The 24,145-nt window shown below is 54.9% G+C and carries 23 protein-coding genes; 11 read left to right on the top strand and 12 right to left on the bottom strand.

The window, feature by feature from the left end:
- Positions 1-37: 37 nt before the first annotated feature.
- Together AUP42_RS16405 and AUP42_RS16400 are read left to right on the top strand one after the other, a co-directional pair.
- Complete coding sequence (locus AUP42_RS16405) at positions 38-1,297, top strand: MFS transporter (RefSeq protein WP_062952665.1); 1,260 nt, start codon at positions 38-40, stop codon at positions 1,295-1,297.
- 68 nt (positions 1,298-1,365) lie between these two features.
- Positions 1,366-1,818 carry a YaiI/YqxD family protein gene (locus AUP42_RS16400; RefSeq protein ID WP_062952982.1) on the top strand — a complete coding sequence of 151 codons (453 nt, stop codon included), beginning with the start codon at positions 1,366-1,368 and terminating at the stop codon, positions 1,816-1,818.
- A gap of 81 nt (positions 1,819-1,899) precedes the next feature.
- Here the strand turns inward: AUP42_RS16400 and AUP42_RS16395 are convergent, their stop codons facing one another.
- Positions 1,900-3,357 (bottom strand): aldehyde dehydrogenase, encoded by a 1,458-nt coding sequence (locus tag AUP42_RS16395; protein WP_197468301.1) that lies wholly within the window; start codon positions 3,355-3,357, stop codon positions 1,900-1,902.
- 384 nt (positions 3,358-3,741) lie between these two features.
- On the opposite strand from AUP42_RS16395, the gene AUP42_RS16390 reads away from it, so the two are divergent.
- Positions 3,742-4,716, top strand: coding sequence for a helix-turn-helix domain-containing protein (locus AUP42_RS16390; protein WP_062952664.1), 975 nt, complete (start codon positions 3,742-3,744; stop codon positions 4,714-4,716).
- 146 nt (positions 4,717-4,862) lie between these two features.
- Positions 4,863-5,687 (top strand): DUF3750 domain-containing protein, encoded by an 825-nt coding sequence (locus AUP42_RS16385; RefSeq protein ID WP_197468300.1) that lies wholly within the window; start codon positions 4,863-4,865, stop codon positions 5,685-5,687.
- A gap of 73 nt (positions 5,688-5,760) precedes the next feature.
- Here the strand turns inward: AUP42_RS16385 and AUP42_RS16380 are convergent, their stop codons facing one another.
- The 3 genes from AUP42_RS16380 to AUP42_RS16370 all read right to left on the bottom strand — a co-directional run bounded on the left by AUP42_RS16380 (position 5,761) and on the right by AUP42_RS16370 (position 7,889).
- Positions 5,761-6,774, bottom strand: a complete 1,014-nt coding sequence (locus tag AUP42_RS16380; protein WP_082824811.1) for an NADP-dependent oxidoreductase — start codon at positions 6,772-6,774, stop codon at positions 5,761-5,763.
- A 95-nt stretch (positions 6,775-6,869) separates the two neighbouring features.
- Positions 6,870-7,379 carry a TspO/MBR family protein gene (locus AUP42_RS16375; RefSeq protein WP_062952663.1) on the bottom strand — a complete coding sequence of 170 codons (510 nt, stop codon included), beginning with the start codon at positions 7,377-7,379 and terminating at the stop codon, positions 6,870-6,872.
- A gap of 75 nt (positions 7,380-7,454) precedes the next feature.
- Positions 7,455-7,889: a VOC family protein gene (locus AUP42_RS16370; RefSeq protein ID WP_062952662.1), complete on the bottom strand. Its 435-nt coding sequence runs from the start codon at positions 7,887-7,889 to the stop codon at positions 7,455-7,457.
- A gap of 263 nt (positions 7,890-8,152) precedes the next feature.
- On the opposite strand from AUP42_RS16370, the gene AUP42_RS16365 reads away from it, so the two are divergent.
- Complete coding sequence (locus tag AUP42_RS16365) at positions 8,153-9,844, top strand: methyl-accepting chemotaxis protein (RefSeq protein WP_231858319.1); 1,692 nt, start codon at positions 8,153-8,155, stop codon at positions 9,842-9,844.
- A gap of 58 nt (positions 9,845-9,902) precedes the next feature.
- Here AUP42_RS16365 and zigA read toward each other — a convergent pair whose 3' ends face one another.
- The 3 genes from zigA to AUP42_RS16350 all read right to left on the bottom strand — a co-directional run bounded on the left by zigA (position 9,903) and on the right by AUP42_RS16350 (position 13,383).
- Positions 9,903-11,129 carry a zinc metallochaperone GTPase ZigA gene (gene zigA, locus AUP42_RS16360; protein WP_062952660.1) on the bottom strand — a complete coding sequence of 409 codons (1,227 nt, stop codon included), beginning with the start codon at positions 11,127-11,129 and terminating at the stop codon, positions 9,903-9,905.
- 163 nt (positions 11,130-11,292) lie between these two features.
- Complete coding sequence (locus tag AUP42_RS16355) at positions 11,293-12,315, bottom strand: alpha/beta hydrolase (RefSeq protein WP_197468299.1); 1,023 nt, start codon at positions 12,313-12,315, stop codon at positions 11,293-11,295.
- Between the two features lie 363 nt (positions 12,316-12,678).
- Positions 12,679-13,383: a glutathione binding-like protein gene (locus AUP42_RS16350; protein ID WP_062952658.1), complete on the bottom strand. Its 705-nt coding sequence runs from the start codon at positions 13,381-13,383 to the stop codon at positions 12,679-12,681.
- 152 nt (positions 13,384-13,535) lie between these two features.
- Here AUP42_RS16350 and AUP42_RS16345 point away from each other — a divergent pair, with 152 nt between their 5' ends.
- The gene (locus AUP42_RS16345; RefSeq protein ID WP_062952657.1) at positions 13,536-14,228 is read left to right on the top strand and encodes a glutathione S-transferase family protein; all 693 of its coding nucleotides are present in this window, start codon (positions 13,536-13,538) and stop codon (positions 14,226-14,228) included.
- 49 nt (positions 14,229-14,277) lie between these two features.
- Here the strand turns inward: AUP42_RS16345 and AUP42_RS16340 are convergent, their stop codons facing one another.
- Together AUP42_RS16340 and AUP42_RS16335 are read right to left on the bottom strand one after the other, a co-directional pair.
- On the bottom strand, positions 14,278-14,922 hold the full coding sequence (locus AUP42_RS16340; protein ID WP_062952656.1) for a LysE family translocator: 645 nt from the start codon (positions 14,920-14,922) through the stop codon (positions 14,278-14,280).
- A gap of 132 nt (positions 14,923-15,054) precedes the next feature.
- A complete protein-coding gene (locus AUP42_RS16335) occupies positions 15,055-16,395 on the bottom strand; it encodes an MFS transporter (protein ID WP_062952655.1) in 1,341 nt (446 codons plus the stop codon).
- A gap of 412 nt (positions 16,396-16,807) precedes the next feature.
- On the opposite strand from AUP42_RS16335, the gene cyoA reads away from it, so the two are divergent.
- The 5 genes from cyoA (at position 16,808) to AUP42_RS16310 (ending at position 21,916) form a co-directional block, all read left to right on the top strand.
- The gene (gene cyoA, locus AUP42_RS16330; RefSeq protein WP_062952654.1) at positions 16,808-17,938 is read left to right on the top strand and encodes a ubiquinol oxidase subunit II; all 1,131 of its coding nucleotides are present in this window, start codon (positions 16,808-16,810) and stop codon (positions 17,936-17,938) included.
- Between the two features lie 92 nt (positions 17,939-18,030).
- Entirely contained in the window at positions 18,031-20,040 is a 2,010-nt protein-coding gene (gene cyoB, locus AUP42_RS16325; protein ID WP_062952653.1) for a cytochrome o ubiquinol oxidase subunit I, read from the top strand.
- Between the two features lie 10 nt (positions 20,041-20,050).
- Positions 20,051-20,671 carry a cytochrome o ubiquinol oxidase subunit III gene (gene cyoC / locus AUP42_RS16320; RefSeq protein WP_062952652.1) on the top strand — a complete coding sequence of 207 codons (621 nt, stop codon included), beginning with the start codon at positions 20,051-20,053 and terminating at the stop codon, positions 20,669-20,671.
- Positions 20,668-21,060 carry a cytochrome o ubiquinol oxidase subunit IV gene (locus tag AUP42_RS16315; protein ID WP_062952651.1) on the top strand — a complete coding sequence of 131 codons (393 nt, stop codon included), beginning with the start codon at positions 20,668-20,670 and terminating at the stop codon, positions 21,058-21,060. The genes cyoC and AUP42_RS16315 overlap by 4 nt, the downstream gene beginning before the upstream one ends.
- An 85-nt stretch (positions 21,061-21,145) precedes the next feature.
- Complete coding sequence (locus AUP42_RS16310; protein WP_062952650.1) at positions 21,146-21,916, top strand: SURF1 family protein; 771 nt, start codon at positions 21,146-21,148, stop codon at positions 21,914-21,916.
- Positions 21,917-22,038: 122 nt separating this feature from the next.
- On the opposite strand, the gene AUP42_RS16305 is transcribed toward AUP42_RS16310, so the two are convergent.
- The 3 genes from AUP42_RS16305 to AUP42_RS16295 all read right to left on the bottom strand — a co-directional run bounded on the left by AUP42_RS16305 (position 22,039) and on the right by AUP42_RS16295 (position 24,025).
- Entirely contained in the window at positions 22,039-22,596 is a 558-nt protein-coding gene (locus tag AUP42_RS16305) for a peroxiredoxin-like family protein (RefSeq protein WP_062952649.1), read from the bottom strand.
- Positions 22,597-22,710: 114 nt separating this feature from the next.
- Positions 22,711-23,334: a class I SAM-dependent methyltransferase gene (locus AUP42_RS16300; protein ID WP_062952648.1), complete on the bottom strand. Its 624-nt coding sequence runs from the start codon at positions 23,332-23,334 to the stop codon at positions 22,711-22,713.
- 109 nt (positions 23,335-23,443) lie between these two features.
- Entirely contained in the window at positions 23,444-24,025 is a 582-nt protein-coding gene (locus AUP42_RS16295; protein WP_062952647.1) for a TetR/AcrR family transcriptional regulator, read from the bottom strand.
- Positions 24,026-24,145 lie beyond the last annotated feature (120 nt).

The following is a 24,145-nucleotide window of genomic DNA, read 5'->3' as shown; positions in this document are numbered from 1 at the left end:
ACGTGCTTTGGGCTTATGATGAGGCGGGGGCACGAAATTGCGCGATCAGACCGGCACGGCACAGGATGGCGGACATCCTGAAAATGGAAATCTTCGGCCGGTATCTGGCGTAACCGCCTTTCTCGATCGCTATCCTTTTCTGGTACTGGGGCTGCTTTTGATGGGGGCGTTTACCGCGTCTTCGGCGGCACCGCTTGGTGGGCTTTATGTCATTGAGGGATTGGGGGAGCCGCCATGGAAGGTCAGCATGGTGGCAATCGTTCAGGTTGTCGTAACCCTTCTGACCAACCGGGCATTTGGTCGCGCGATTGATCGAGCCGTGCCGATCAAGGCGCTTCTGATCACCAGCATCGTCTGCTTTGCCAGTGGCATGGCGATCCTTGCGACGTTTCAGATTTACTGGGTCTATCTTTGCTTTGCGTCGATCCTGCTTGGCATCGGGTCTGGCGCGCTTTCGGTGATGTATTCATTTGGCCGCCTGTTTGCCGAACAGACCGGGCGCGACGTTGTCAAATTCAACGGGTTTCTGCGCATGCAGACATCGCTTGGCTGGATGGTTGGCCCAGCGGCGTCATTATCGGTCTTTGGCGCGTTTGGCTTTACGGTGACCTATTACAGCATCGCAGCCCTTGGGGCGGTGTGGTTCATCGTATGTTTGTTCATCGTCCCGGCGGCATTCAAAACCCATCATCCCGGATCGCTTGTGACGGGCAAGAAAATCCCGTTCAATTTTGGATTGCTTCTGGCCTGTGTGCCGGTGTTCTTTATTGGCGCGGGCAATGTCGTGTTCGTAACCGCCATGCCGCTTTATTTCACAACCGAACTTGGGCTTATTGCATCGGCGGCTGGTTTTGCACTGACGGTGAAATGCTTTGTCGAGGTGGTGGTGATTTATTACTGCGCGCATCTGATCAGAAAGATCGGCGAGCGCGGCGGCATGATACTGGCCGCCGTGCTTGCCGCGATCTTCTTCGGGTTGATCTATAACGCGACCAGTCTTGCCGATGTGCTGGTGCTTGGGGCCCTTGACGGGATTTATTACGGCATCTTTGCGGGGATCAGCATGACATTTGTTCAAAACTTCGCCCCTGATCGCCCCGGCGTCGCAACCAGTTATTATGTCAGCACCCTGTTCATCGGTGGCCTTGTCGCCAATCTTGCAACCGGTTTCATCGCAACGTGGTATTCCTTCCAGGCAACCGTTCTGGTGGCTGGCGGTTTCGCGCTGGTTGGCGGGGTGGTGTTGATGATGATGAAGGATGCCAAGGCAGCACATGAAACGCCAACAATCGCCTGATGGCTTGACTTTATCATCTGCCTGACGATTATCGCGCCATGTCTGAAAATACTTCAAATGAAGCGGTCATGCGGCCGCGCATCCTTGTCGATGCCGATGCCTGCCCGGTGAAGGCGGAATGCGAACGTGTGGCCGAACGCCATCGTCTGGAAATGATCATGGTGTCAAATGGCGGTATTCGCCCGTCGCGCAATCCGTTGGTCCGGATCGTGATTGTGCCGCCGGAACCCGATGCGGCCGATGACTGGATTGCCGAAAATGCCGTCAAGAACGACGTGATCGTGACCAACGATATTCCGCTGGCATCGCGGGGGCTTGAAATCGGGGCACGTGTTTTGCGCCCGAATGGCCAGGAATTTACCGAGGCGAATATCGGCAATGCATTGGCCGGCCGTGAAATCGCCGCCCATATGCGCGAAGTCACCGGGGAGCAGGGCCGCAATGCGGGCTTTACCCAAAAGGACCGGTCGAAATTTTCCAATATGCTGGAAGTAACGATACAGGCCGCCCTGCGCCGTTAAGCGCAAGGCGGCCTGCCACAGGTCCCGATCGATCATCTGAGGGAGTAAGACCGGGCTTCCCCCCTGCGGAACTTAATATCTTTAGAACGGATAGTGGCGTTTGCCGCTTTGGATCGTGATCCAGCGCATTTCGGTGAATTCATCAATCGATGCCTGCGATCCGAACCGGCCATAGCCGCTGGCTTTCACCCCGCCAAACGGCATCTGGGCTTCGTCCTGTACGGTCGGGCTGTTGATGTGGCAGATGCCGCTTTCGATCCGTTTGGCAACTTCCATCGCGCGCGGGATGTTGGTGGAAAAGACGGCTGATGACAGGCCATATTCGCTGTCATTGGCGATGCGGACAGCTTCGTCTTCGTTACCCGCACGGATGACGACACAGACCGGACCAAAGCTTTCCTCGGCATAAATCCGCATCGCGGGGGTGACGTGATCCAGAAGGGTCGCATTCATCAGAACGCCATCGCGCGCCTTGCCGGAACCTGCGACCAGTTTTGCCCCCTTGGAGACGGCATCCTCAACCAGTTCTTCGATCCGGTTGACGGCTTCGACATTCACGACACCGCCCAGAATATGTTCGGCCTTTGCCGGGTCGCCAGCGGTCAGCGTTTTGGCCTTGGCGGCCAGTTTGGCAACGAAATCATCGGCAACCGCATTGTCAACGATCAGGCGTTCGGTCGACATGCAAATCTGGCCCTGATTCATATAGGCCCCGAATGCTGCGCCATTAACCGCCTCGTCAATATCGGCGTCGTCCAGCACAAGGAAGGGTGCCTTGCCACCCAGTTCAAGCAGAACCGGTTTAAGGTGTTCGGCCCCCAGTTTGGCGATGATGCGGCCAACGCGGGTTGAGCCGGTAAAGTTGATACGGCGCACTGCCGGATGAGCGATCAGGGTTTCGACGATTTCCGGGGCGTCTTCGGGGGCGTTGGTCACGACATTGATGACTCCGGCCGGGGCCCCTGCCTCGACCAGGCATTCGCCGATCAGGCGATGCAGGGCGGGGCACAGTTCCGATGCCTTCAGCACCACGGTGTTGCCACAGGCAAGCGGCATGGCAATCGCGCGTGTGCCAAGGATGACCGGCGCATTCCATGGCGCAATGCCCAGAACCACGCCAACCGGCTGTCGAATGCCCATGGCCATCAGGCCAGGCGTATCGGACGGTATCAGGTCGCCCTGAATCTGCGTTGTCATCGCACCGGCTTCGCGCAGCATATTGGCGGCCAGATGGGCGTTGAAGCCACCCCACATGCGTGTGCTGCCGGTTTCTTCAAGTACGAGGCGACCAAAATCGTCGCCTTTGGATTCCATGATGTCGGCGGCTTTAAGCAAAATCTTGCGTCGTGCACCGGGGCCCATTTTTGACCATTCCGGGAAGGCGGCGGCGGCGGCATCGGCGGCCTTGCGGGCATCGGCGGGGCTTGCTGCGGCGGCAATGGTTGCGACCTCGCCGGTGACCGGATTTTTGCGTTCGAATGTCCGGTTGTTGGTCGCATTCATGGCTTCGTTGTCGATCAATAGTTTGGCATCGTTCACGACGTTTCTCCTGACTTCTTTATGTTCTGCTGTGCGGTGATAACGCATGACATTGTATCACCCAAGGGCTGTAAGAGCCTTTGGTACAGCGTTCCGGTTTTCCCGCTTTGGCGTCGTATTCAGGAAGATAGATACAAAAGATCTTTCATCTACTTTGATGTTCAAAGTAAATCCTCGACGTATCCTCCTGCCCGTTTCTTCGCGCGTGCGAAATAACGGGAACGCATTATTCGATATGTCTTGTTATTTTTGACGGTTCCTGAACCGCGATATTAGTAGGCGCTGGAACGCTTCCAATGTAAAGACAGTCAAATTGACATTTTAAGACGAAAAATTGTATTATTTTACATATAACCATTTGGAATATTTCAGGATCAAAAAGGCATGGTTTCACCGGAAAGGGCAGAAGATCATCGCGCCACGCCAATCAGCGTGCGGTCGTTTGACGATCCGATGCCGGTGACAACCCAGGCACTGATGGACCGGTTTGATCATGGGTTATCCGTGCAGGACTGGGTGATGAATGATCCCGCGCGGCGGGATCGGTGTTATGCGGTTTTGATTTTGTCGGGGCGGGCGCGCATTCGGTTGCGTCAGGGTATGATCGATTGCCGTGCGCCGGCACTTGTGTGGTTGCCGCTGGGCGAAACGCAGGCGATTTCGGTTTCGGCCGGGGCGGATGGCTATCTGCTGTCGGTGACTGATGATCTGGTGGCGCGCCATTGCGGGGGCGCATCAACCGGCACATCCGTGCTGCCCTTGGTCGGTGGGGGGCTGCCGTTGCGGTTTGCGGCTGATACGGTTCATAACGTTACCCCGGCCGAGGGCAGTAACAATCTGGCTTTACTGGCGCGCAGTTTTGATGCGATCCGGGCGGAGCTTATGCAGAACGCGTTTGGGGCGGGGATGGTGGTCGGGGCGCATCTTCAGATCATCCTGACCATGGTTCTGCGTCTGGCCGAGGGGGTGATGGAACAGCGTGACAAACATCGCCCCGGTTCGATCACGTTTCAGCGGTTTTTGCAGGCGCTTGAACTGCATTTTCGCGAACACTGGAACATTGCCGATTACGCCACGGCCCTTGGTGTCAGTGAAAGGCGACTGGGGTCGGCGGTGATGCGGGCGACGGGCAAGCCGCCCCTCACACTTGTGCATGAACGTGTCATTCGCGAAGCCTGCATGCGGCTGGAACAAAGCCCGCTGGCGGTGGCGCAGATTGCCTATGGACTTGGTTTTCGCGATCCGGCCTATTTCAGCCGGTTTTTCAAACGTTACATGGGCGAGGCACCCGGCGCCTACCGCCGCCTGCGTCGGGCCGAAGAACGGGCGCGCGACAACACCTTTGCTGCGTGGCCATAAAGGCGCGGAAAGCCAAATGTCGCAGAATTGTCGCAAGGCCTCACAGTTTTTTGATGCTGCTTCGCAAACCAATTGCCATTTTTTGATCTTATTTGTCGGATCACATCGTAACATTAGTGAAATATGACATCTGACAGGATTGATTGGTGAGAAAAGGCAGAAATTTTATTCTGGGCCTGCTTGCAATGCTTGTGCTGCCGTTCGGCATCAGCCTTGCGCAGGACCCGCCCGCCGAAAAGGCGGAAAAGCGCCAGACATGGCGTAATGCGCCGCGACATTCATCGGGTGTAGCTCCTGATCCGGCGGCAAATGCCAATATTGCGATTGTGCAGGTGATGGCAGCCCATACCTATGGCTGGCGCGGTTATTTCGCGGTTCATCCGTGGATCATCTATAAACGCGCCGGTGAAACCAGCTATACGCGGTATGACGTGGTTGGCTGGGGCGGTGGCAATGTGGTGCGCAAGAATTATGCCTTGCCCGATGGCTTGTGGTTCGGGTCTGAACCGCAAATTCTTGCAGATCATCGCGGCGAGGGTGTGGATGACCTGATTGATCAGATCGAAGCCGCGATTGAAACATACCCCTATCCGGATCAGTATCGCAGCTATCCGGGGCCGAACAGCAATACCTTTGTCGCCCATATCGGGCGCAAGGTGCCCGACCTTGATCTTGATATGCCGGCCAATGCAATCGGCAAGGATTTCCGTGCGATTACCGATCCGGTCGGGCTATCGCCCAGCGGGCAGGGCGTGCAGGCCAATCTGTTGGGGTTGCTTGGTTTTTCCATCGGCCTTGAAGAAGGGATCGAGTTGAACCTACTGGGGCTTAATATTGGCATCGATTTCAATCGTCCGGCCCTGCGCCTGCCGTCTGTCGGGCGGTTGGGCATGGATAATGTCGCCCCGGTCGGCGATGTCGAGCCGGTGGAAGCCGCAGATGCAGGGGATGCTGGAGTACCGGCGTATTGATTTCATCCCCCAACGATAAAGCCCCGCACATTTTGATGTGGCGGGGCTTTGTTCTTTCGGGCTTCTTTGCGAATCAATCAGCCAGCTTTACCAACATCTTGCCTGTATTTTGGCCCTTGAACAGATCGATAAAGGCTTTGGCGGCATTTTCCAGTCCCATGATTACGGTTTCGCGGCTTTTGAGTTGCCCGCTTCGCACCAGATCGGCCCCTTCGCGGACGAAATCGGGGTAACTGCCCCAATGGTCGCTAACGATGAAGCCTTCCATCTTTGCGCGTTGTGTCGTCAATCGGAACAGGTTGCGTGGCCCGGGTTGCGGGGATTTGTCATTGTAATGCGAAATCATGCCGCATACGGCAATCCGCCCGCCAGTATTGATATGATCAAGGGCAGCCTCAAGATGTGCGCCTCCGACATTTTCATAATAAACATCAATACCCTGCGGCGCGACTTCGCCAAGGTTTCCTGAAAGGTCGTCGGTATCGCGGTAATTTATTACCGCATCAACCTTCAATTCAGTGCGCAACCATTTTGCCTTTTCCCTATCGCCGGTTGATCCGATGACATGGCATCCCTTGGCTTTTGCCAGTTGGCAAACCGCAGAGCCGACAGCCCCGGCGGCGGCAGAAACAAAGACGGTATCATCTGTCTTGCAATTGGCAATCCGGTTTAACCCGACCCAGGCCGTCGTGCCGGGCATGCCCAGCACGCTTAAAAATTTTTCTGGGGCGATGTCGGGCATATCGGGAATGGGATGCAGATAGTCAGCTTCAAGCAGCGCATGGCTGCGCCAGCCGGTCATGGAGGTAACAAGCGATCCTTCGGCAAAGCGTGGATCGCGGCTTTCGATGACCCGGCCAATCGCGTGGCCTTCAAGCGGGGCATTCAGTTCGAACGGCGGGATATAGCTTTTGCGTCGGGTCATGCGACCGCGCATATAGGGATCGACCGACATCCAGATATTTTCAATCAGCACTTCGCCGATTGCTGGCCTCGGCAACACGCTATCCCTTACGGTGAAGTCGTCTCTGGTGGGAGCACCATCCGGGTAATGTAAAAGGTGGACTTCCTTTGCTGCAATGCTCATCGGGGCCTCCTTGGTCGGTTCAACGCACGCTAGGATGTGCCCGACGTAGGAGCCTGATCGCCATTCCGCAATGGTGGATTTCCGGCGAACTTCAATTAAGGGTTCAGGAAATAAATCGCCCCGTTCAGCAGGGTGGCGAAACCAACCCACAATGCATAGGGCACCAAAAGCATTCCGGCCAATTGATTGATCCGCCAGAACATCGCGCAATTGATGATGATCAGGATCAGCAACGGCACAATATCAATCAGCCCCAGAAGCGGCGATTGTGCCCCGAAAAACAGAAATGACCACAGAAGGTTCAGCGTGAGTTGTGCGGCATATACCGCGAACGGCCCCTTTGCCCCGTCAATCCCGCGCTTTAGCCAGATGCGCCAGCCGCTAAATGCGATCAGGAAATAAATCAGGCTCCATGCCGGGCCGAACAGCCAGTTGGGCGGATTGAAGAACGGTTTTTGCAATGTCGGGTACCAGTCATTGACACTGGTCGCCGTTACCGCACCGCCTGCCGCCGAGATGATCAGACACAGCACCATGAACGCAATCAGCGCAAAAACGCGCGTGCGATGATTGGGCCGGAAGACGGTTTGGGTGTTGTTGATCATCTGATGCCCCTGATTGCCAATTGACTTTCAATAGATTGGTGAAAAACGATTTTTCGCAAGGGGCGCAGTTTTGGATCAGCCAAAGGGATCATATGTCCCGAAGCTCCAGATATGGCCTTCGGGGTCACGTGCGGAATAAACCTTGCCGCCGTAATCCTGTTCTTCAAGTGGCATGACGATTTCGGTGCTGGCGGCAACGGCGCGGGCATAGTGAAGGTCGGCATCGGGGACGATGATATAGATGCTTTGGGTTACCCCGCCAATATCATTGGGGCGGCGGGTCAGTTTGCCGTAAGTGCTGTCGCGGGCCTGACCCAGCATGATCATACCATTGCCCAGAACCAGTTCGGCATGTTCGACAATGCCGTCCTCGTTTTGATAGATCGCGTGTTTTTCAAAGCCGAAAGCGCGGCACAGAAATTCGATCGCGGCTTTGGCGTCGTCATAATGCAGGGCGGGAATAATATTCCCGTGGGTTTTGGATGCTTTTGCAGTATTCGGGTCGGTCATGAGAATGGCTCCGTTTCCATCGGCGCGTTCAACCCTGTCCGTTTGTGATTATGCCATATAACCCGCGACAAATTAAGTTGCCTAAGTGACTAAAATCACAGCCGAAGCATGTGTAAATATAATATTCAATATTATAGTCTGACTATTCCCGAGCCTGCTTTGATTCAACTCATGGTCGAGGCGAGGGTAAGGGGTTCCTTGAAAAGAATAAAACGTTGCCAACATGTCGGGTGATGACCCGACACTGGTATATGGGGATGGAAATGTTCAATCTGAATTCAATGAAGATCGGCACGCGAATGCTGATCATCGTCGCGGGGGCAATTCTTGCTGCCCTGCTGGTTGGGGCATTCGGTCTGACCGAACTGCGCAGCAACATGCTTGAGGATCGCAAGGCCAAGACACAGAACCTGGTTGAATCGACAATCAGCCTGATTGGGCATTTCCATGCGATGGAACAGTCCGGTGAACTGACAACCGAGCAGGCCCAGAATGCGGCCAAGGCAGCGGTGGCGGCCCTTCGGTATGATGAAACCAACTATTTCTTCGTGTTTGATTATACACCGGTTGTTCTTATTCATGACATCAAGAAGGATCTTGTTGGCAAGGATATGAGCAATTCCGTCGACGGATCTGGCAAACACCATTATCGCGAATTCGCCCGTGTGGCCAAAGAAGACGGCCAGGGCTTTGTCGATTACACCTATCAGGTACCGAATTCTGACCAGCTTCGCCCGAAGCTTTCCTTCGTCAAGGCGTTCAAGCCGTGGGGCTGGGTTGTTGCCACCGGTATTTACATTGATGATGTGAACGCGGTCTTCATGCAGAGCATGCTGGTCATGGGGCTTGTTGCACTGGCGGTTCTGTGTGCGGTTGTTGGCGTGTCGCTGATGATCAGCCGCGGGATTACCCGCCCGCTTTATGCGATTTCGGAGAACATGCTGCGTCTGTCGCAGGGTGATCATAAGATCGAAGTCAAATACACCGATCAGAAAAGCGAGATCGGTGATCTGGCACGTGCGATGGATATCTTCAAATCGAAGACCATCGAAATGGAAGAAATGCGCGAGGCGCAAATCGCGCAGGAAAAACGTGCCGAAGCCGAAAAGCGCGAGGCAATGCGCCAGCTTGCCGACAGTTTCCAAGCGACGGTCGGCCGCGTTGTCGGGCAGGTGACAGAAGCATCGGGCCATATGCAGACATCGGCTAATGCGATGACGGATACCTCCAAACAGGTCGGACAGCGATCGACCTTGGTTTCCGCAGCCTCGCATGAAATGTCGAGCAACGTGGAAACGGTTGCATCCGCAGCCGAGGAATTGAGTGCCTCAATCGCGGAAATCAGCAATCAGGTGGCGCAATCGTCAAGCATTGCCAATGGGGCGGTTCGGACATCCGAAGACACCCATCAGAAGATCGAACTTCTGGCCGAGGCGGCAAACCAGATTGGCGAGGTCGTTTCGCTGATTACCGACATTGCGGAACAGACCAACCTTCTGGCGCTTAACGCGACCATCGAGGCGGCGCGAGCTGGTGATGCGGGCAAAGGCTTTGCCGTGGTGGCCAACGAGGTTAAGAACCTTGCCAACCAGACCGCCCGTGCGACTGAGGATATCCGATCCCAGGTCGGTGATATTCAGGTTGCGACATCCAACGCGGTAACGGCCATTGCCGAGATCGCCGAAACGATCCGCCGTCTTGACGGTGCGACAACCACGATTGCGGCTGCCGTTGAAGAACAGGGAGCCGCAACCCAGGAGATCGCACGCAATGTCGAACAGGCCGCGCACGGCACCCGTGATGTTTCGGAAAACATCACGGGCGTTTCGTCGGCCGCCGATGATGCCGAAAAACTTTCGAACGAGGTGCTTGGCCTTGCCGAAGGTCTTGGGCGTCAGGCAGCGGTTCTGAACGATGCCGTCGAAGCCTTCCTGGCCGAGGTTCGCAGCGCCTAAGTTGCTGGTTCGCAAAGGTCATTGAGCCGCCAGCCTTGTTAAAAGGCTGGCGGCTTTTTTATGCCGCGGCTTTGCGGCCCCAGACCGGGAACGGATCGGGCAGGGATTTATAGCGGGCGGGTTCGAATTTTCCGGCATTAATCGCCTCGTCCTCGTCTATCAGGCAGTCTGCAAGACGGGCGCGCAGGGCGGCTTCGTTCATCTGATCTGCAAGACCGATAAAGACGATTTCCTGCCGACGGTCGCCAAAGGTCGGATCCCAGTTTGATAAAACTTTATCGCGCCAGTCATTATTGTCGGGCCAGCGATCACGCGGTACGGCGCACCACCATGTGCCAAGGGCCTCGTGCTTTACCGCAGCCCCGGCCTGACTGATTTCGCCAACCCAGTTCGGGCGGGTGGCGATCCAGAAATGCCCCTTGGCGCGCACGATGCCCGGCCATTCGGAATGGATGAAATCGTAAAATCGTTTGGGGTGAAACGGCAAGGGGGTGCGGAAGGTAAAGCTTTTGATGCCGTACTCTTCGGTTTCGGGCACATGGTCAGCAAAGCCGTAAAGTTCCTTGGCCCAAAGCGGATGATCCTGCGTGCGATCGAAATCAAACAGCCCGGTATTCAGGATTTCATGCGGATCAACCCGGCCATGATCGGTTTCGATGATTTTGGCATCGGCATTCAGCGCGCGAATGATGCCAAGCACGATTTTGCGTTCGTCTGCACCAATCAGGTCAAGTTTGTTCAGCACAATCACATCGGCAAATTCGATCTGATCGACCAGAAGATCGACGATGCTGCGGTCATCTTCCTTGCCAAGGCTTTCGCCCCGGTCATTAAGAAAATCGGTGCTGCTGTAATCGGCGATCATGCGGGCGGCATCAACCACTGTAACCATCGTGTCCAGTTGCGCGATATCGCCCAGCGACTGGCCGTTTTCATCGCGGAAATCGAATGTTGCGGCGACTGGTAGCGGTTCGGATATGCCGGTTGATTCGATCAGCAGATAGTCAAACCGGCCTTCTTCGGCCAGACGGCGGACCTCAATCAAAAGATCGTCACGTAGCGTGCAGCAGATGCAGCCGTTGGTCATTTCGACCAGCTTTTCATCCATGGCCGAAAGTGCTGCCCCGCCATCACGGATCAGATCGGCGTCGATATTGACCTCGCTCATATCATTGACGATTACGGCGACTTTCAGTCCGGCACGATTGTTCAGCACATGATTAAGCAGGGTGGTTTTGCCCGCACCAAGAAACCCGGACAGAACCGTAACGGGAAGGCGTTGCATGGCGGCTCCTTTTTGGTGTTATGTTATAACATAACGTTTATCGGGTTTTGAGATATGAGGCAATAATGAAAATGCTCAGATCGGATCAATGCTGGATCAACGCTGTGACGATGTCATCGCCATGCCGCCACATGAGGGATGGGCATGGCGACAAGGACAAGGATCATGGCTGGCTGGTAACCGTGCGAATATCGGCAAGCAGGTTGTTGAAATAGGGGTTCCATGTCAGGCGGGCGTGAAATTTGCCCGGAGTTATCTGGCCCCATGCCCCGAACCACAATGTTTCTGAGTCCTCTGGCACGGGAATGCCTTCCTGGCCGTTTTCAAACATGATGTGACTGCCACGCCTGCCATAATAGGGGTTCCCAGGCGCAAACAGCACGTTCATGTGGGAAAAGGTGCTTATGCGGTCATCAAGCAGATTACTGGAAAGCGCGGTCACACGGGGGTCGTCAAGGTTTGGCGGTGTTTCGCCGTACCAGACAAAACGCGACCGGGGATTGGTGAAGCGACTTTGGAAGGCATCGAGTGTGGCGACGGGATCAAGGACGCTGTCATGCTGGCTCATCGTGATCAGCACCGGGCGGTTAAAATCCGCGCGGGCCAGATCGTCCTGAACCTTGCTGACGGTCTGGTAATAAAGGCTGGCCCCGTGCGAGGGCAGGGATTGATAATTGGGAATATTATCTTCGGTATCGATATCAACCCAGTCCCACAGATATGAAATTGCCGGGGCGAGAAACAGATACCCGTTTGACGGATAAAACCCCGGTGAAAACAGCAAAAGACCGTTCACGTCTGGATCATGCGCGGCATAGCTGGTTACCAGATTTCCGCCGGTTGAAAACCCGCCCAGCCAGACTTCGCCAACCTCGTTTTTCAGCAATGTTGTTTGGTGGGAAATGATCTTTTCCCAATCGTCGAGATCCGGCAGCATTAGGTCAGCGGATTTCGTTCCGTGGCCGGGCAAAAGGATTGACCTGACAAGCCATCCGTCCTTTGCCATGGCTGTTGCGATATCGCTGAAATACCACGGGCTGGAACCAAGCCCATGCACAAACAGAATGCCGCGTTTGGGTGCGGTTTCCGGGCGCATTTCAAAGGGCGCATTCATATCGATTTCAAGATCGTGGTCGTCGCTGATGAAGGCGCGGTGCTTGGCAATCCATGCGCGATTTTCGCGCACATAGTCCGCAAAACTGTCCTGCTCAAAGGGCGGAAGATCCGCGGAAGGCTCAAAGCGCGGGGAATCCGGGGGGACTGCGCATGACGCAATCAGTACAAGACAGGAAAGCAGCAGACAAAGGCGGGGAAGCATGAACCCTCCATCAATGTTTGTTCGGGCCATCGGACAGAGAGTCACAAACGCACCCTCCGGCCTGATCAGGCGGATAGTGCGTTGGCTGACGTGAACGCTTACGTTTTCAATGATTTGTGGATCAGTTTAAAGGTGTTTTTGACCGTAAGTCAATTACGTCGAATTCGCGATCATCCTTGGCATCCCCCGCCATTTGACTGATGGGAGATGCCGATTGCTGATGTCTGGGGATCAGTTGTTTTTGGCGGTTTTTGCCGTCTGACCAAACAGGACTTTCTTGTCTTCCTCGCTCAGTCCGTCTTCCTTGCGAAGACCTTCGCCGGCTTTATAGGCCGCGATGGTTGCCGGACGGGCTTTGATGTTTTCAAACCAGCGTTTCAGGTTTGGGAAATCATTGAGGTCCTGCTGCTGTTTTTCATGGCTGACGATCCACGGATAGCAGGCCATATCGGCAATCGAATAATCGTCACCAGCGATAAAAGTGCGACCCTCAAGGCGCTTGTTCAGTACACCATAAAGACGATTGGTTTCGTTGACATAACGCGTGATGGCATAGGGGATTTTTTCCGGCGCATAACCGCTGAAATGATGGTTTTGACCGGCCATCGGGCCAAGTCCGCCCATCTGCCAGAACAGCCATTCCATCACGGTTTTCTTGCGCCGCACATCAGTCGGCAGGAACTTGCCGGTTTTTTCTGCCAGATATTGCAGGATCGCACCGGATTCAAAAACCGTGATCGGATCACCGCCATCTGCCGGGTTCTGATCAATGATCGCAGGCATGCGGTTATTGGGCGAAAATGCCAGGAATTCCGGTTTGAACTGATCACCAGCCCCGATATTGACCGGATGGATTTTATATTCAAGTCCGGCCTCTTCAAGGAAAAGCGTGATTTTGTGGCCGTTCGGCGTTGGCCAGTAATAAAGATCAATCATGGGGCGAAGCCTCCTTTGACTTTCGTGATGTGTGGCTCATCTCAAACTATGACCTTGCCAACACGTTTCTGATACGTCAATTTAAACTGATCATTCCATAATTCAAGGGCAGGCGAAAAATACGGTTTCGCCCCCCTTATCAGGAGACCCCGATGATCCGCTTTTATTTCCATCCGACCCCGAACCCGGCCAAGATTTCGCTTTTCCTTGAAGAAGCTGATCTGCCTTATGAAATCGTGCCGGTCGACACCAAAAAGGGCGAACAGCACAGCCCCGAGTTTCGCGCGATCAACCCGAATGGCAAGGTCCCGGCGATTGTCGATACCGACGGGGCGGGCGGCAAGGAAACCCGGGTTTTTGATTCAAACGCCATCCTGATTTATTTGGCGGAAAAGACCGGAAAGTTCCTTGGTGCGGCGGAAGATCGTGGAGAATTGCTGTCCTGGCTGATGTTTATTGCATCGGGTCTTGGACCGTTTTCCGGGCAGGCAGTGCATTTTCAGCACGTAGCACCGGCTGGCAATGATTACGGCGTGAACCGCTATCGCAAGGAAATCGAACGCCATTACAGGGTGATGGATGACCATTTGGCCGGGCGCGAATTTGTTGTCGGGGGTAGCTACACCATTGCCGATATGTCGCTTTGGGGCTGGATAGAACGCGCGGCATTCGTCATGAAAAGTGACGCGCCGCTTGATCCCTATCCGAACCTGAAAAAATGGTATCAGGGCATCTGCGCCCGGCCAGCGGTAGAACGAGCACGCAAGATCGGTAGCGACCATGCCTTCAAGTCCGAGATGGACGACGTTGCCAAACGCGCGCTGTTTCCGTCGAATTACAGCTGATCAGCAGATCATTGCTTTAAAAGCCCCGTCGGTTCAGGCGGGGCTTTTTTCAGGGCGAGACAGGATTGCGTGCGTCGGCCAGAATACGTCCGCCAATCGCGATGAAACAGACTCCGGCGACACGTTCGATCCAGTGCTGGGCATGGGTAAAGCGTTTCATGACCGGGGCAGAGGACATGAACAGGCTGATGATAGTGTACCAGACCAGCGCACTTAAGATGACAAGCCCGATCATCAAAACCATCAGCCAGACGGGCGTTTCGGCAGTGACGGCGGTGGCAAAGACGCTGGCGAACAGAACGATTGCCTTTGGGTTGGTCATCGTAACCAGAAAGCCAAAAAGGACCGGATTGCCGCGCTGTTTTGATGTGGTTTCGTCAGAAGTGAGGGCGAAATCATCCGCCTTTGGCCGGGCGCGGATCAGCTTCATGCCAAGATAAATCAGATAACATCCGCCGAGCACCCGAACGGTCCAGGTCAGCCATTGATATTCGACTAGAAGGGTCGATAGGCCCAGCAGGCTAAGCATTGCATAAAGCCCGAGGCCTGCGGAAACACCAATCGTTGTTTGAAGGCCGGCTTTGGTCCCGCGCGTCATGGATGACCTGACAACGGCAACAAAATCCGGCCCGGGCAGCATCAGGGCGGGGATGAAGATCGCGAAAACAATGATCAAGGTAATGGTGGCGTCCATTTCAAAGTCCTTGTCATGTTGCTGGGGCCGTGAGATTGGACCACTGGACGGACGCGATTGCAAGCCGTCGAACAAAAACACCCCCGGCAAGTGACTGCCGGGGGTGTTTGATTGCAAATCGGGAAAGATCAGTCAGTCGGTGTTTTTCTGTCCGAACTGCTTGTTGAAATGCAGGACGAGCAGCGTTACCGCCGCCCCCGAAAGCAGATACGCCCCAACGCCAATCGGACCATAGGCCACGCAGAGCAGAAGGGCGATCAACGGGGCGAAACCGGCACCAAGCAACCATGCAAGGTCGGATGTCAGGGCCGAACCGGTATAGCGGTATTCGCGTTTGAAGTTCGATGCCAGTGTGCCGGCCGCCTGACCAAAGCACAGACCCAGAACCGCAAAGCCACCCAGAACGATCATGCCTTCATTGATGATGTTATAAGCGTAAAGAAGTGGCGTCAGAAGGGCGCCAGCCGCGATGATGGCTGCCGAATAACCCAGCAGGCGACGACGGCCGATCTGATCTGCGATGAAGCCCGATGCGATGATGCCAAGCGCGCAAAGCACCGCACCAACACCCTGGGTCAACAGGAACTGTCCCGGATTGGCGGGGGTATAAAGCACGACCCAGCTCAGCGCGAAGACGGTGACCAGATGGAACAGTGCGTAGCTTACCAGCGGTACAAGCGCGCCAAGAAGCACTGTCCGACCGTTGTGGCGAATGGTGTCGCGGACACGGACGGCCTGAAGTTCGTTCTTTTCAAGCAGGCTTCCGAATTCCGATGTTGCCACCAGACGCAGTCGGGCAAACAGGGCCACCACGTTGATCGCAAAAGCAACGAAGAAGGCATATCGCCAGCCGAAGGCAAGGAAGTCTTCAGGCGAGAGGGTCAGCATCAAATAGGCAAACAGCGAGGATGCCAGAATGAAGCCAAGCGGTGCGCCAAGCTGGGGCATCATTGCGTACCAGCCCTTGCGATTGTCGGGCGCGTTGAGCGCCAACAGGGAAGCAAGACCATCCCATGCACCACCAAGTGCAAGACCCTGCGTAAAGCGAAGAGCGCACAGCAGATAGATCGCAAACATGCCGGCACTGTCAAAGCTTGGCAAAAAGGCCATTGCGGCAGTTGAACCGCCAAGCAGGAACATTGCAACGGTCAGCTTCGTGCCGCGGCCATACCGGCGGTCCACCGTCATGAAGACGAGGGAGCCGATCGGGCGGGCGATGAAAGCCAGCGAGAATATAAAGAAGGAATGGATGGTGCCGACGATTGCGCTTTCGCCGGGGAACAGAAGTTGGGGGAACACCAGCACCGATGCGATGCAATAAACGAAGAAATCGAAAAATTCCGACGACCGGCCGATAATCACGCCAAGCGCGATCTGACCGGGATCGTTGACTGTGCCAGCCGAGTGTTGGCGTGCGTCGCGTTCCAGACCCGAGGAGGTGGAGGTCGCTAAGGAATGAGTGGATTGGGTCACGCCTGTCTCCCTAAATATCTGACTTCATTGCTTCTCATTGGACCCTTCTTGATTGGATCGAGTCTAATTATAGACATGTGAATTGCAAACGTCAGTGTCAATTATTGTGTTGCGTTGCACAACGCATGGTTTACAACTTTTTGATAATTGTCATAAACACCAGCCTATGTTTGGCGGCCTGCTTGACATTGTTGCGGCGCAGCTATAGCAAGTGAGCGAAATTTTCTGCTGGTGAATTTGTGAAAAAAGTTCGCCGAATTTGTGTCTCTTCCGTGGAAGTTTGGAATTTGAATTCCTATATGCCGCTACGGTTGGGGTACGACGCGTGCCGGTCCGGTGGGCTGGTTATGCGGCTCGCAAGCATATGGTTGTTTGTGAGAACATCTTCCAGAGACTGACAAAGTACAAGCGCATGCTTTCAAAACTTGCACGCGGCGTCGCAATTGCTTCTGTGTTCACGTTACTGACCGGATGTAATCTGGTCGTGATGGACCCGTCTGGTGATATTGCGTCACAGCAAGCCGACCTTATCGTTGTTTCCACGATCCTGATGCTGATCATCATCCTTCCGGTGATGGCGTTGACTGTGTTCTTTGCCTGGAAATACCGTCAATCCAACAAGGATGCAGAGTACGATCCTGAATGGCACCATTCCACCAAGCTGGAAATTGTCATCTGGTCTGCCCCGCTTGCGATCATTATCGCGCTGGGTGCGATCACCTGGGTCAGTACGCACACCCTGGATCCTTACCGCCCGCTGGATCGTATCGATGCGGAACGTCCGCTTGAAAAAGATCACAAGCCGATGGTGGTGGAAGTCGTTTCCCTCGATTGGAAATGGCTGTTCATCTATCCCGAACAGGGTATTGCGACCATCAACGAGCTGGCCGCACCGATTGATACCCCGATCCAGTTCAAGATCACTTCTTCCGGCATCATGAATTCCTTCTACATTCCGGCACTGGCGGGGATGATCTATTCGATGGCGGGCATGGAAACCAAGCTCCATGCCGTGATCAACGAGGAAGGTGTCTATGACGGGTTCTCGGCGAACTATAGCGGCGAGGGTTTCTCGCACATGCGCTTCAAGTTCCACGGGCTGAGCGACGCCGGTTTTGATGACTGGGTTGCGAAGGTGAAAGAGGATAGCCGCGGTCTTGGCCGTTCGGAATATCTCGAACTTGAAAAGCCGAGCATCGCCGAACCGGTTCATTATTTCGGAAATGTCGATCCGGAACTTTATCAGGCAATCCTGAATATGTGCGTCGATCAATCGAAGATGTGCATGAACGAGATGATGGATATCGACAGAAAGGGCGGCGGCGGTATTGCGGGGATCTATAACGTTATGTCGCTGACATACGATACCCCGCGCGAACGCGGCAGCCAGCCTTTGCCGTCAACCAAATCTTATGTGGCAACGCTTTGCACCACACCGTCAGGTGGTCTGAGCCAGGAAATTTCTTCGATCCCGTTGTTTGACAACGGTGTCGAAGATGACCGGTTCAGTCCCGTTCCTGCCGGTGTGTCGACAGGGTTCTGAAGCAGTGCCGGTTGATGTAAGTCGACCGGCCCTTCGCGGTTCTCGCACCGGCCTGGCCGGTGCGTTGCCGCATCGAAAAGAAGAGTAATCCGATGTTTTCAAATCCGGACCTTTTGCATTTTATATTTGGCCGGCTTTCACTCGACTCCTTCCCGATGTTTCACGAGCCGATCCTGGCCGTGACATTCGCGGGGGTTGTTCTGGGTGGTATCGTCGTTCTCGGCGCGCTGACCTATTTCAAGCTTTGGGGATATCTCTGGCGCGAGTGGATCACATCTATCGATCATAAAAAGATCGGTATCATGTATATCATTCTGGCCCTTGTCATGCTGCTGCGCGGCTTTGCCGACGCGATCATGATGCGTGCCCAGCAGGCGATCGCCTTTGGCGATGTTGCTGGTTACCTACCGCCAGATCACTATGACCAGATCTTTACCGCCCACGGCGTGATCATGATCTTCTTCGTGGCGATGCCGCTGGTGACGGGACTTATGAACTTCGTCGTGCCGCTTCAGATCGGCGCGCGCGACGTCGCCTTCCCGTTCCTGAACAATTTCAGTTTCTGGATGACGACGGCCGGTGCGATCACCGTCATGATTTCGCTGTTTGTCGGCGAGTTCGCCAAAACCGGCTGGCTGGCCTATCCGCCGCTTTCAGACATTGTTTACAGTCCGGGCGTCGGGGTCGATTACTATATCTGGGCCTTGCAGATTGCGGGTGTCGGCACATTGTTGTCGGGCGTCAACCTGATTGTGACCATCGTCAAGATGCGCGCACCGGGCATGTCGATGATGAAGATGCCCGTCTTCACCTGGACCTCGCTTTGCACCAACATCCTGATCGTTGCTGCCTTCCCGGTTCTGACCGCGGTTCTGGTTCTGCTGTCGCTTGACCGTTACCTCGACATGAACTTCTTCACCAATGATCTTGGCGGTAACGCCATGATGTATGTGAACCTGATCTGGATCTGGGGTCACCCGGAAGTTTACATCCTGATCCTGCCGGCGTTTGGCGTGTTTTCCGAAGTGGTTTCGACCTTCTGCCGGAAACGCCTGTTCGGTTACAGCTCGATGGTTTATGCGACGATCGTTATTACCATCCTGTCCTATCTGGTCTGGCTGCACCACTTCTTCACCATGGGTTCGGGGGCCAGTGTGAACGCCTTCTTTGGCATCACGACGATGATCATCTCGATCCCGACGGGCGCCAAGATCTTCAACTGGCTGTTCACCATGTATAAGGGCCGTATCAGCTTTGACGTCCCGATGCTGTGGACGATGGGCTTTATGCTGACCTTCGTGATCGGTGGCATGACCGGTGTGATGCTGGCAGTTCCGCCGGCCGACTTCGTGCTGCATAACAGCCTGTTCCTGATTGCGCATTTCCACAATGTCATCATCGGTGGCGTGGTGTTCGGGATGTTTGCCGGTATCGTTTACTGGTTCCCGAAAGCATTTGGTTACAAGCTTGATCCGTTCTGGGGCAAAATGTCCTTCTGGTTCTGGCTGGTCGGGTTCTATTTCGCCTTCATGCCGCTTTATGTTCTTGGCCTGATGGGCGTTACCCGCCGCATGAACCATTTCGATGACGGTTCGCTGCAAATCTGGTTCATCATTGCTGCGTTTGGTGCGGTTCTGATTGCCATCGGTATTGCATCGTTCCTGATGTCGCTGGTCGTATCCTTCATCAAGCGCGAAGAATTGCGTGATGAGACGGGCGATCCGTGGGATGGCCGTACGCTGGAATGGTCGACCTCGTCGCCACCCCCGGCATACAACTTTGCCTTTACCCCGGTCGTTCACGATCTTGACGCCTGGGCTGATATGAAAAAGCGCGGCTTTGTCCGTCCGACTTCCGGTTTCCTCGACATTCACATGCCGAAAAACACCGGTGCCGGTGCTATCCTAGCCGGTATGTCGCTTGTCCTTGGTTTCGCGCTGATCTGGCATATCTGGTGGCTTGCAGCCGTCAGCTTCATCGCCCTGATCGGTACCGCGATTGCACACACCTTCAACTACAACCGTGATTACCACATCCCGGCTAGCGAAGTTGTTGCAACCGAAGACGAACGTACTGCCCTTTTGGCAAAGCAGCAGGCGTAAGGGAATGACAATGGCGAATACAACTGCCTCTCAGACCGAAGCGCCGGTCTTTTACCTGAAGGAAGAGCATCACCCGCAGAATGGTACGATGCTTGGCTTCTGGCTCTATCTGATGAGCGACTGTCTCATCTTTGCGATCCTGTTTGCAACCCATGGCGTTCTCGGCCGCAATTATGCGGCCGGGCCTTCGCCGGCGGATCTTTTCGATCTGGAACTGGTTGCGATCAACACCTCCATGCTGCTGTTTTCCTCGATCACCTATGGCTTTGCCATGCTGGCGATGGAAAAGGGCAGCATCAAGGGAACCCAGATGTGGCTGGCGATTACCGGCCTGTTCGGTATCGCCTTCGTCGGGCTGGAACTTTATGAGTTCCATCACCTGTGGCATATCGGTGCCACCCCGATGCGCAGTGGCTTCCTGTCGTCGTTCTATACGCTGGTTGCGACCCACGGCCTGCACGTGACGTTCGGGATCATCTGGCTGGTCACCCTGATGGTTCAGGTTGGCAAGCGCGGACTGGTTCCGGAAAACAAGCGTCGCCTGATGTGCCTATCGCTGTTCTGGCACTTCCTTGACGTGATCTGGATCGGCGTCTTTTCCGTTGTTTACCTGCTGGGAGTTCTGGGATGAGCACGCATTCTCATGCACATGATGACCATCACGGTCACGATCATGGCGACGGTGCCAGCCACGGCACTTTCAACAGCTATCTGATCGGTTTCATCCTGTCGGTAATCCTGACCGCCATCCCGTTCTGGCTGGTGATGGACGGGGTTCTGGACAGCAAGGTGGCAACCGCGGCCTGGATCATGGGCCTTGGTGTCGTGCAGATCGTCGTCCATATGGTCTACTTCCTGCACATGAACACCAAGTCCGAAGGCGGCTGGAACATGCTGGCGCTGATCTTTACCCTTGTGATCGTTGCGATTGCCATCGCCGGTTCGCTGTGGGTGATGTATCACCTGAACACCAACATGATGCCGCAGATGGATCATGAAATGATCCGAAGCTTCGGCTAGGCTTGGCTTATGTCATAGGGGGCGCGATACTTTTACCGGTATCGCGCCCTTTTTCGTTCCGATGATGTTTTGAAGGTCCAACGCAATGGCTGATACCCAATTGTCCACCGATACACGACCGTCGACCAGAACCCGTATCGTGGTTTGCATTCTGGCCGCGATCCTGTTTTCAGGTTTTTCGGCACTTGGCATCTGGCAGGTTGAACGCCGGGCGTGGAAGCTTGATCTGATTGAACGGGTTGATGCCCGAGTTCATGGCGATCCGTTAACCGCACCGGACCGGGCCGACTGGGAAAATGTCACCCGTGAACGCGACGAATACCGCAAGGTCACCCTGCTGGGCCATTACCGCAATGATCTTGAAAGCCACGTTTATGCTGCCACCGATTACGGTGCGGGATACTGGGTGATGACCCCGTTTGAGCGGGTCGATGGTACGATCATCATGATCAATCGCGGTTTTGTTCCGACAGACCGTCGCGAACCCGATAGCCGGGCCGAGGGCACGGTTTCGGGCGATACGCGGGTTACCGGCCTTTTGCGGATGGATGAGCCGGGCGGTACTTTTATGCGCGATAACGTGCCCGACGAAGATCGCTGGTATTCACGCGATGTGCGCGCCATGGCGGCCAAACGCGGCCTTAACCCGGATGATGTTGCACCATATTTCATTGATGCCGATGGCAGTAATAATCCCGGCAAGCTGCCGGTTGGTGGCCTGACGAGGATCAGTTTCCCCAACAATCACCTGATGTATGCCATCACATGGTTTGGCATGGCGGTTCTGACGTTGGTGGCGGCATGGATCGTGTTGCGACCACGTCGGCGCAAGGAAGGCGATAGCGATACGGATTAAGGGGGGCAATCGGTGCTGAGGCTATGCCAGCTAGGGCCGCCGAGGTTGAACATCCCGCAATGAAAAACAGGCCGGTTTCATTTCCCTGAAACCGGCCTGTTTTTCATGTGGCGTTGAGGTGATCAGGGATTGGTATGATCAACAATTTCGCCGCGTGCCGGATAGTTTTTGGCAATTACGAAATCAAGCGCGCCAAGGATTTCGGCAAAGGCCGGGCGGGCGAACGGCATGGTCTGTACCGTGCCAAAATAAAGCGTGCCATCAGGTCGAACCAAAAACAGACCCGGTTCGGAAAACAGGGCCGGTTCTTCGACCCCGGACGAGGTCACACCGTTACTTGACGAAATATACAGGCCCCATTCGCGCGCTTTCTCAAGACTAAGCCCATAACCGAGATCGATATTTTCAAGCGCCCATTTCTGCTTGGCCTCGGTCGCACGGTCTTCGGCGTCCGAGGACAGGACAATCACATTGACGCCGCGCTTGGCGAAATCGGCCAGCTTGTTATCAAGGTCCTTAAGGTATTTACCGCAGATCGGGCAATGCAAACCGCGATAGAATACAACCATGGTGAAGTTTTCCGGCGTCTGATCGGCAAGCGACCATGTGCCGCCGCCAACAAGTGGGACCGAAAGGGACGGGACTTTCTGGCGGGGCATCAGGGGTGTAATCGCGGACATTTCGTTCCTCGTGACTGTTATCTGGCTGAATGAGGATAAATATGGAATGATCATTCTGGAATAACAATCAACAAATCGTCCTATCACCGAACTGTGATGAAGGCTGGTCGGCGATCAAAGTTTGCGGGCAACCACAAACCGGGCATGGTCGGAGGCAGGATAAAGGCCGGTTTCGATGATTTCGAAGCCCTCGCAGGCAATCATGGCGTCAAGCTCGCCATAGCGTAGGGAATTGACAAATGGCGCAAAGCCAAGCTTGCGCATGACGGCAATCAGAATGGCAAGAAAACGACCCGCTTCGCCAATACAGCCGGTTTTTGAAATGAAGAACCCGCCGGGTTTAAGCAAGCGATGAATGGTGCGGATTTCAGCGGGAATATCCCGGACAAGATGCAGGACATTAAATGCCAAAACCGCATCAAATGCCTGACCGGCAAGACTGCCATCGGACAGGCGGGCCGCCTGAAAGAGGACATTCGAATGGTTTCCATCGGCGAGCTTGTCCTGGGCAATGGTGATCATGGCGGGGGACAGGTCGGTTGCGGTGATATGTCCGACCGAGGGGGCAAGCAACAGGGCTGTCGAACCGGTGCCACACCCGATTTCAAGAACATTTTGATCCAGTGTCAGGTAATGACGGGTACGGTCCAGCGTTTCGCCATAAGCCGTCTGGTTCCTGACGGGCTTTCGGGCATATTTCGCAGCAGCCTTGTCCCAGAATTTTGTATCTTGGTCCATGCCATTTCCCGTACATGGTTGCGTGACCTGCGATGGATATACACGCAAAACGGGTGAATGTGAATTCACCCGTTGGAAGCTGGCCGACATTGTTCCGAGATCGGGGCGATCAATCGAGGGTGGACAGGATGGTATCGACGTAATCGGCCAGAGTATCCTCGTCCGCCCCGCGGCGCGCCATCAGATGCACCCCCTGAATGGAGCCCGCCAGAAACCGGGATAACGAACGGATGTTTTTGTCCCGGGCAATTGTGTCATGTTCCATGCCGCGACGAAGCGCACGGGCAAACATATCTTCGACCCGGCTGAATGCGGCCTGTGCAATCGCGGCAGTTTCGGGATCATGCGGCGCCAGTTCCATGCCGGAATTGACCATCAGGCATCCCTTGTGGCGGCCTTCGCCGCATCCGACGCGACTGGCATCGCGAAACGTCGCGATGATCGCTTCGCGGCCATCGGCCATTTCGCGCAGTTTGGCAAATCGGTTCGTGCTGATCTTCTGGCTGTAATGATCAAGAACGCGCAGGAACAAGGCCTTTTTGTCGCCAAAGCTTGAATACATGGAAGCACGGTTAAGCCCGGTTTCCTCGACAAGGTCCTGTACGGAGGTTGCCTCGAAGCCCTTGCTCCAGAAGATATTCATGGCGTTATCAAGAACGCTTTCTTCGTCAAATGCGCGGGGGCGGGCCATCGATGATCCTTTCTTGTTCCAGTAACTGGAATGAATGTTCTGAAACTTAAACAAAAATAGGCGTGAGAGCGCGCAATATCAACCGACAAAGTCAGAAACAACCGGTATTGCGCGCATCCC

Source organism: Thalassospira lucentensis, assembly GCF_001613805.1.
Taxonomy (GTDB): Bacteria; Pseudomonadota; Alphaproteobacteria; order Rhodospirillales; family Thalassospiraceae; genus Thalassospira; species Thalassospira lucentensis_A.
Note: the sequence above shows the minus strand (reverse complement) of the source record. Positions and strands in the feature narration are given on the sequence as shown.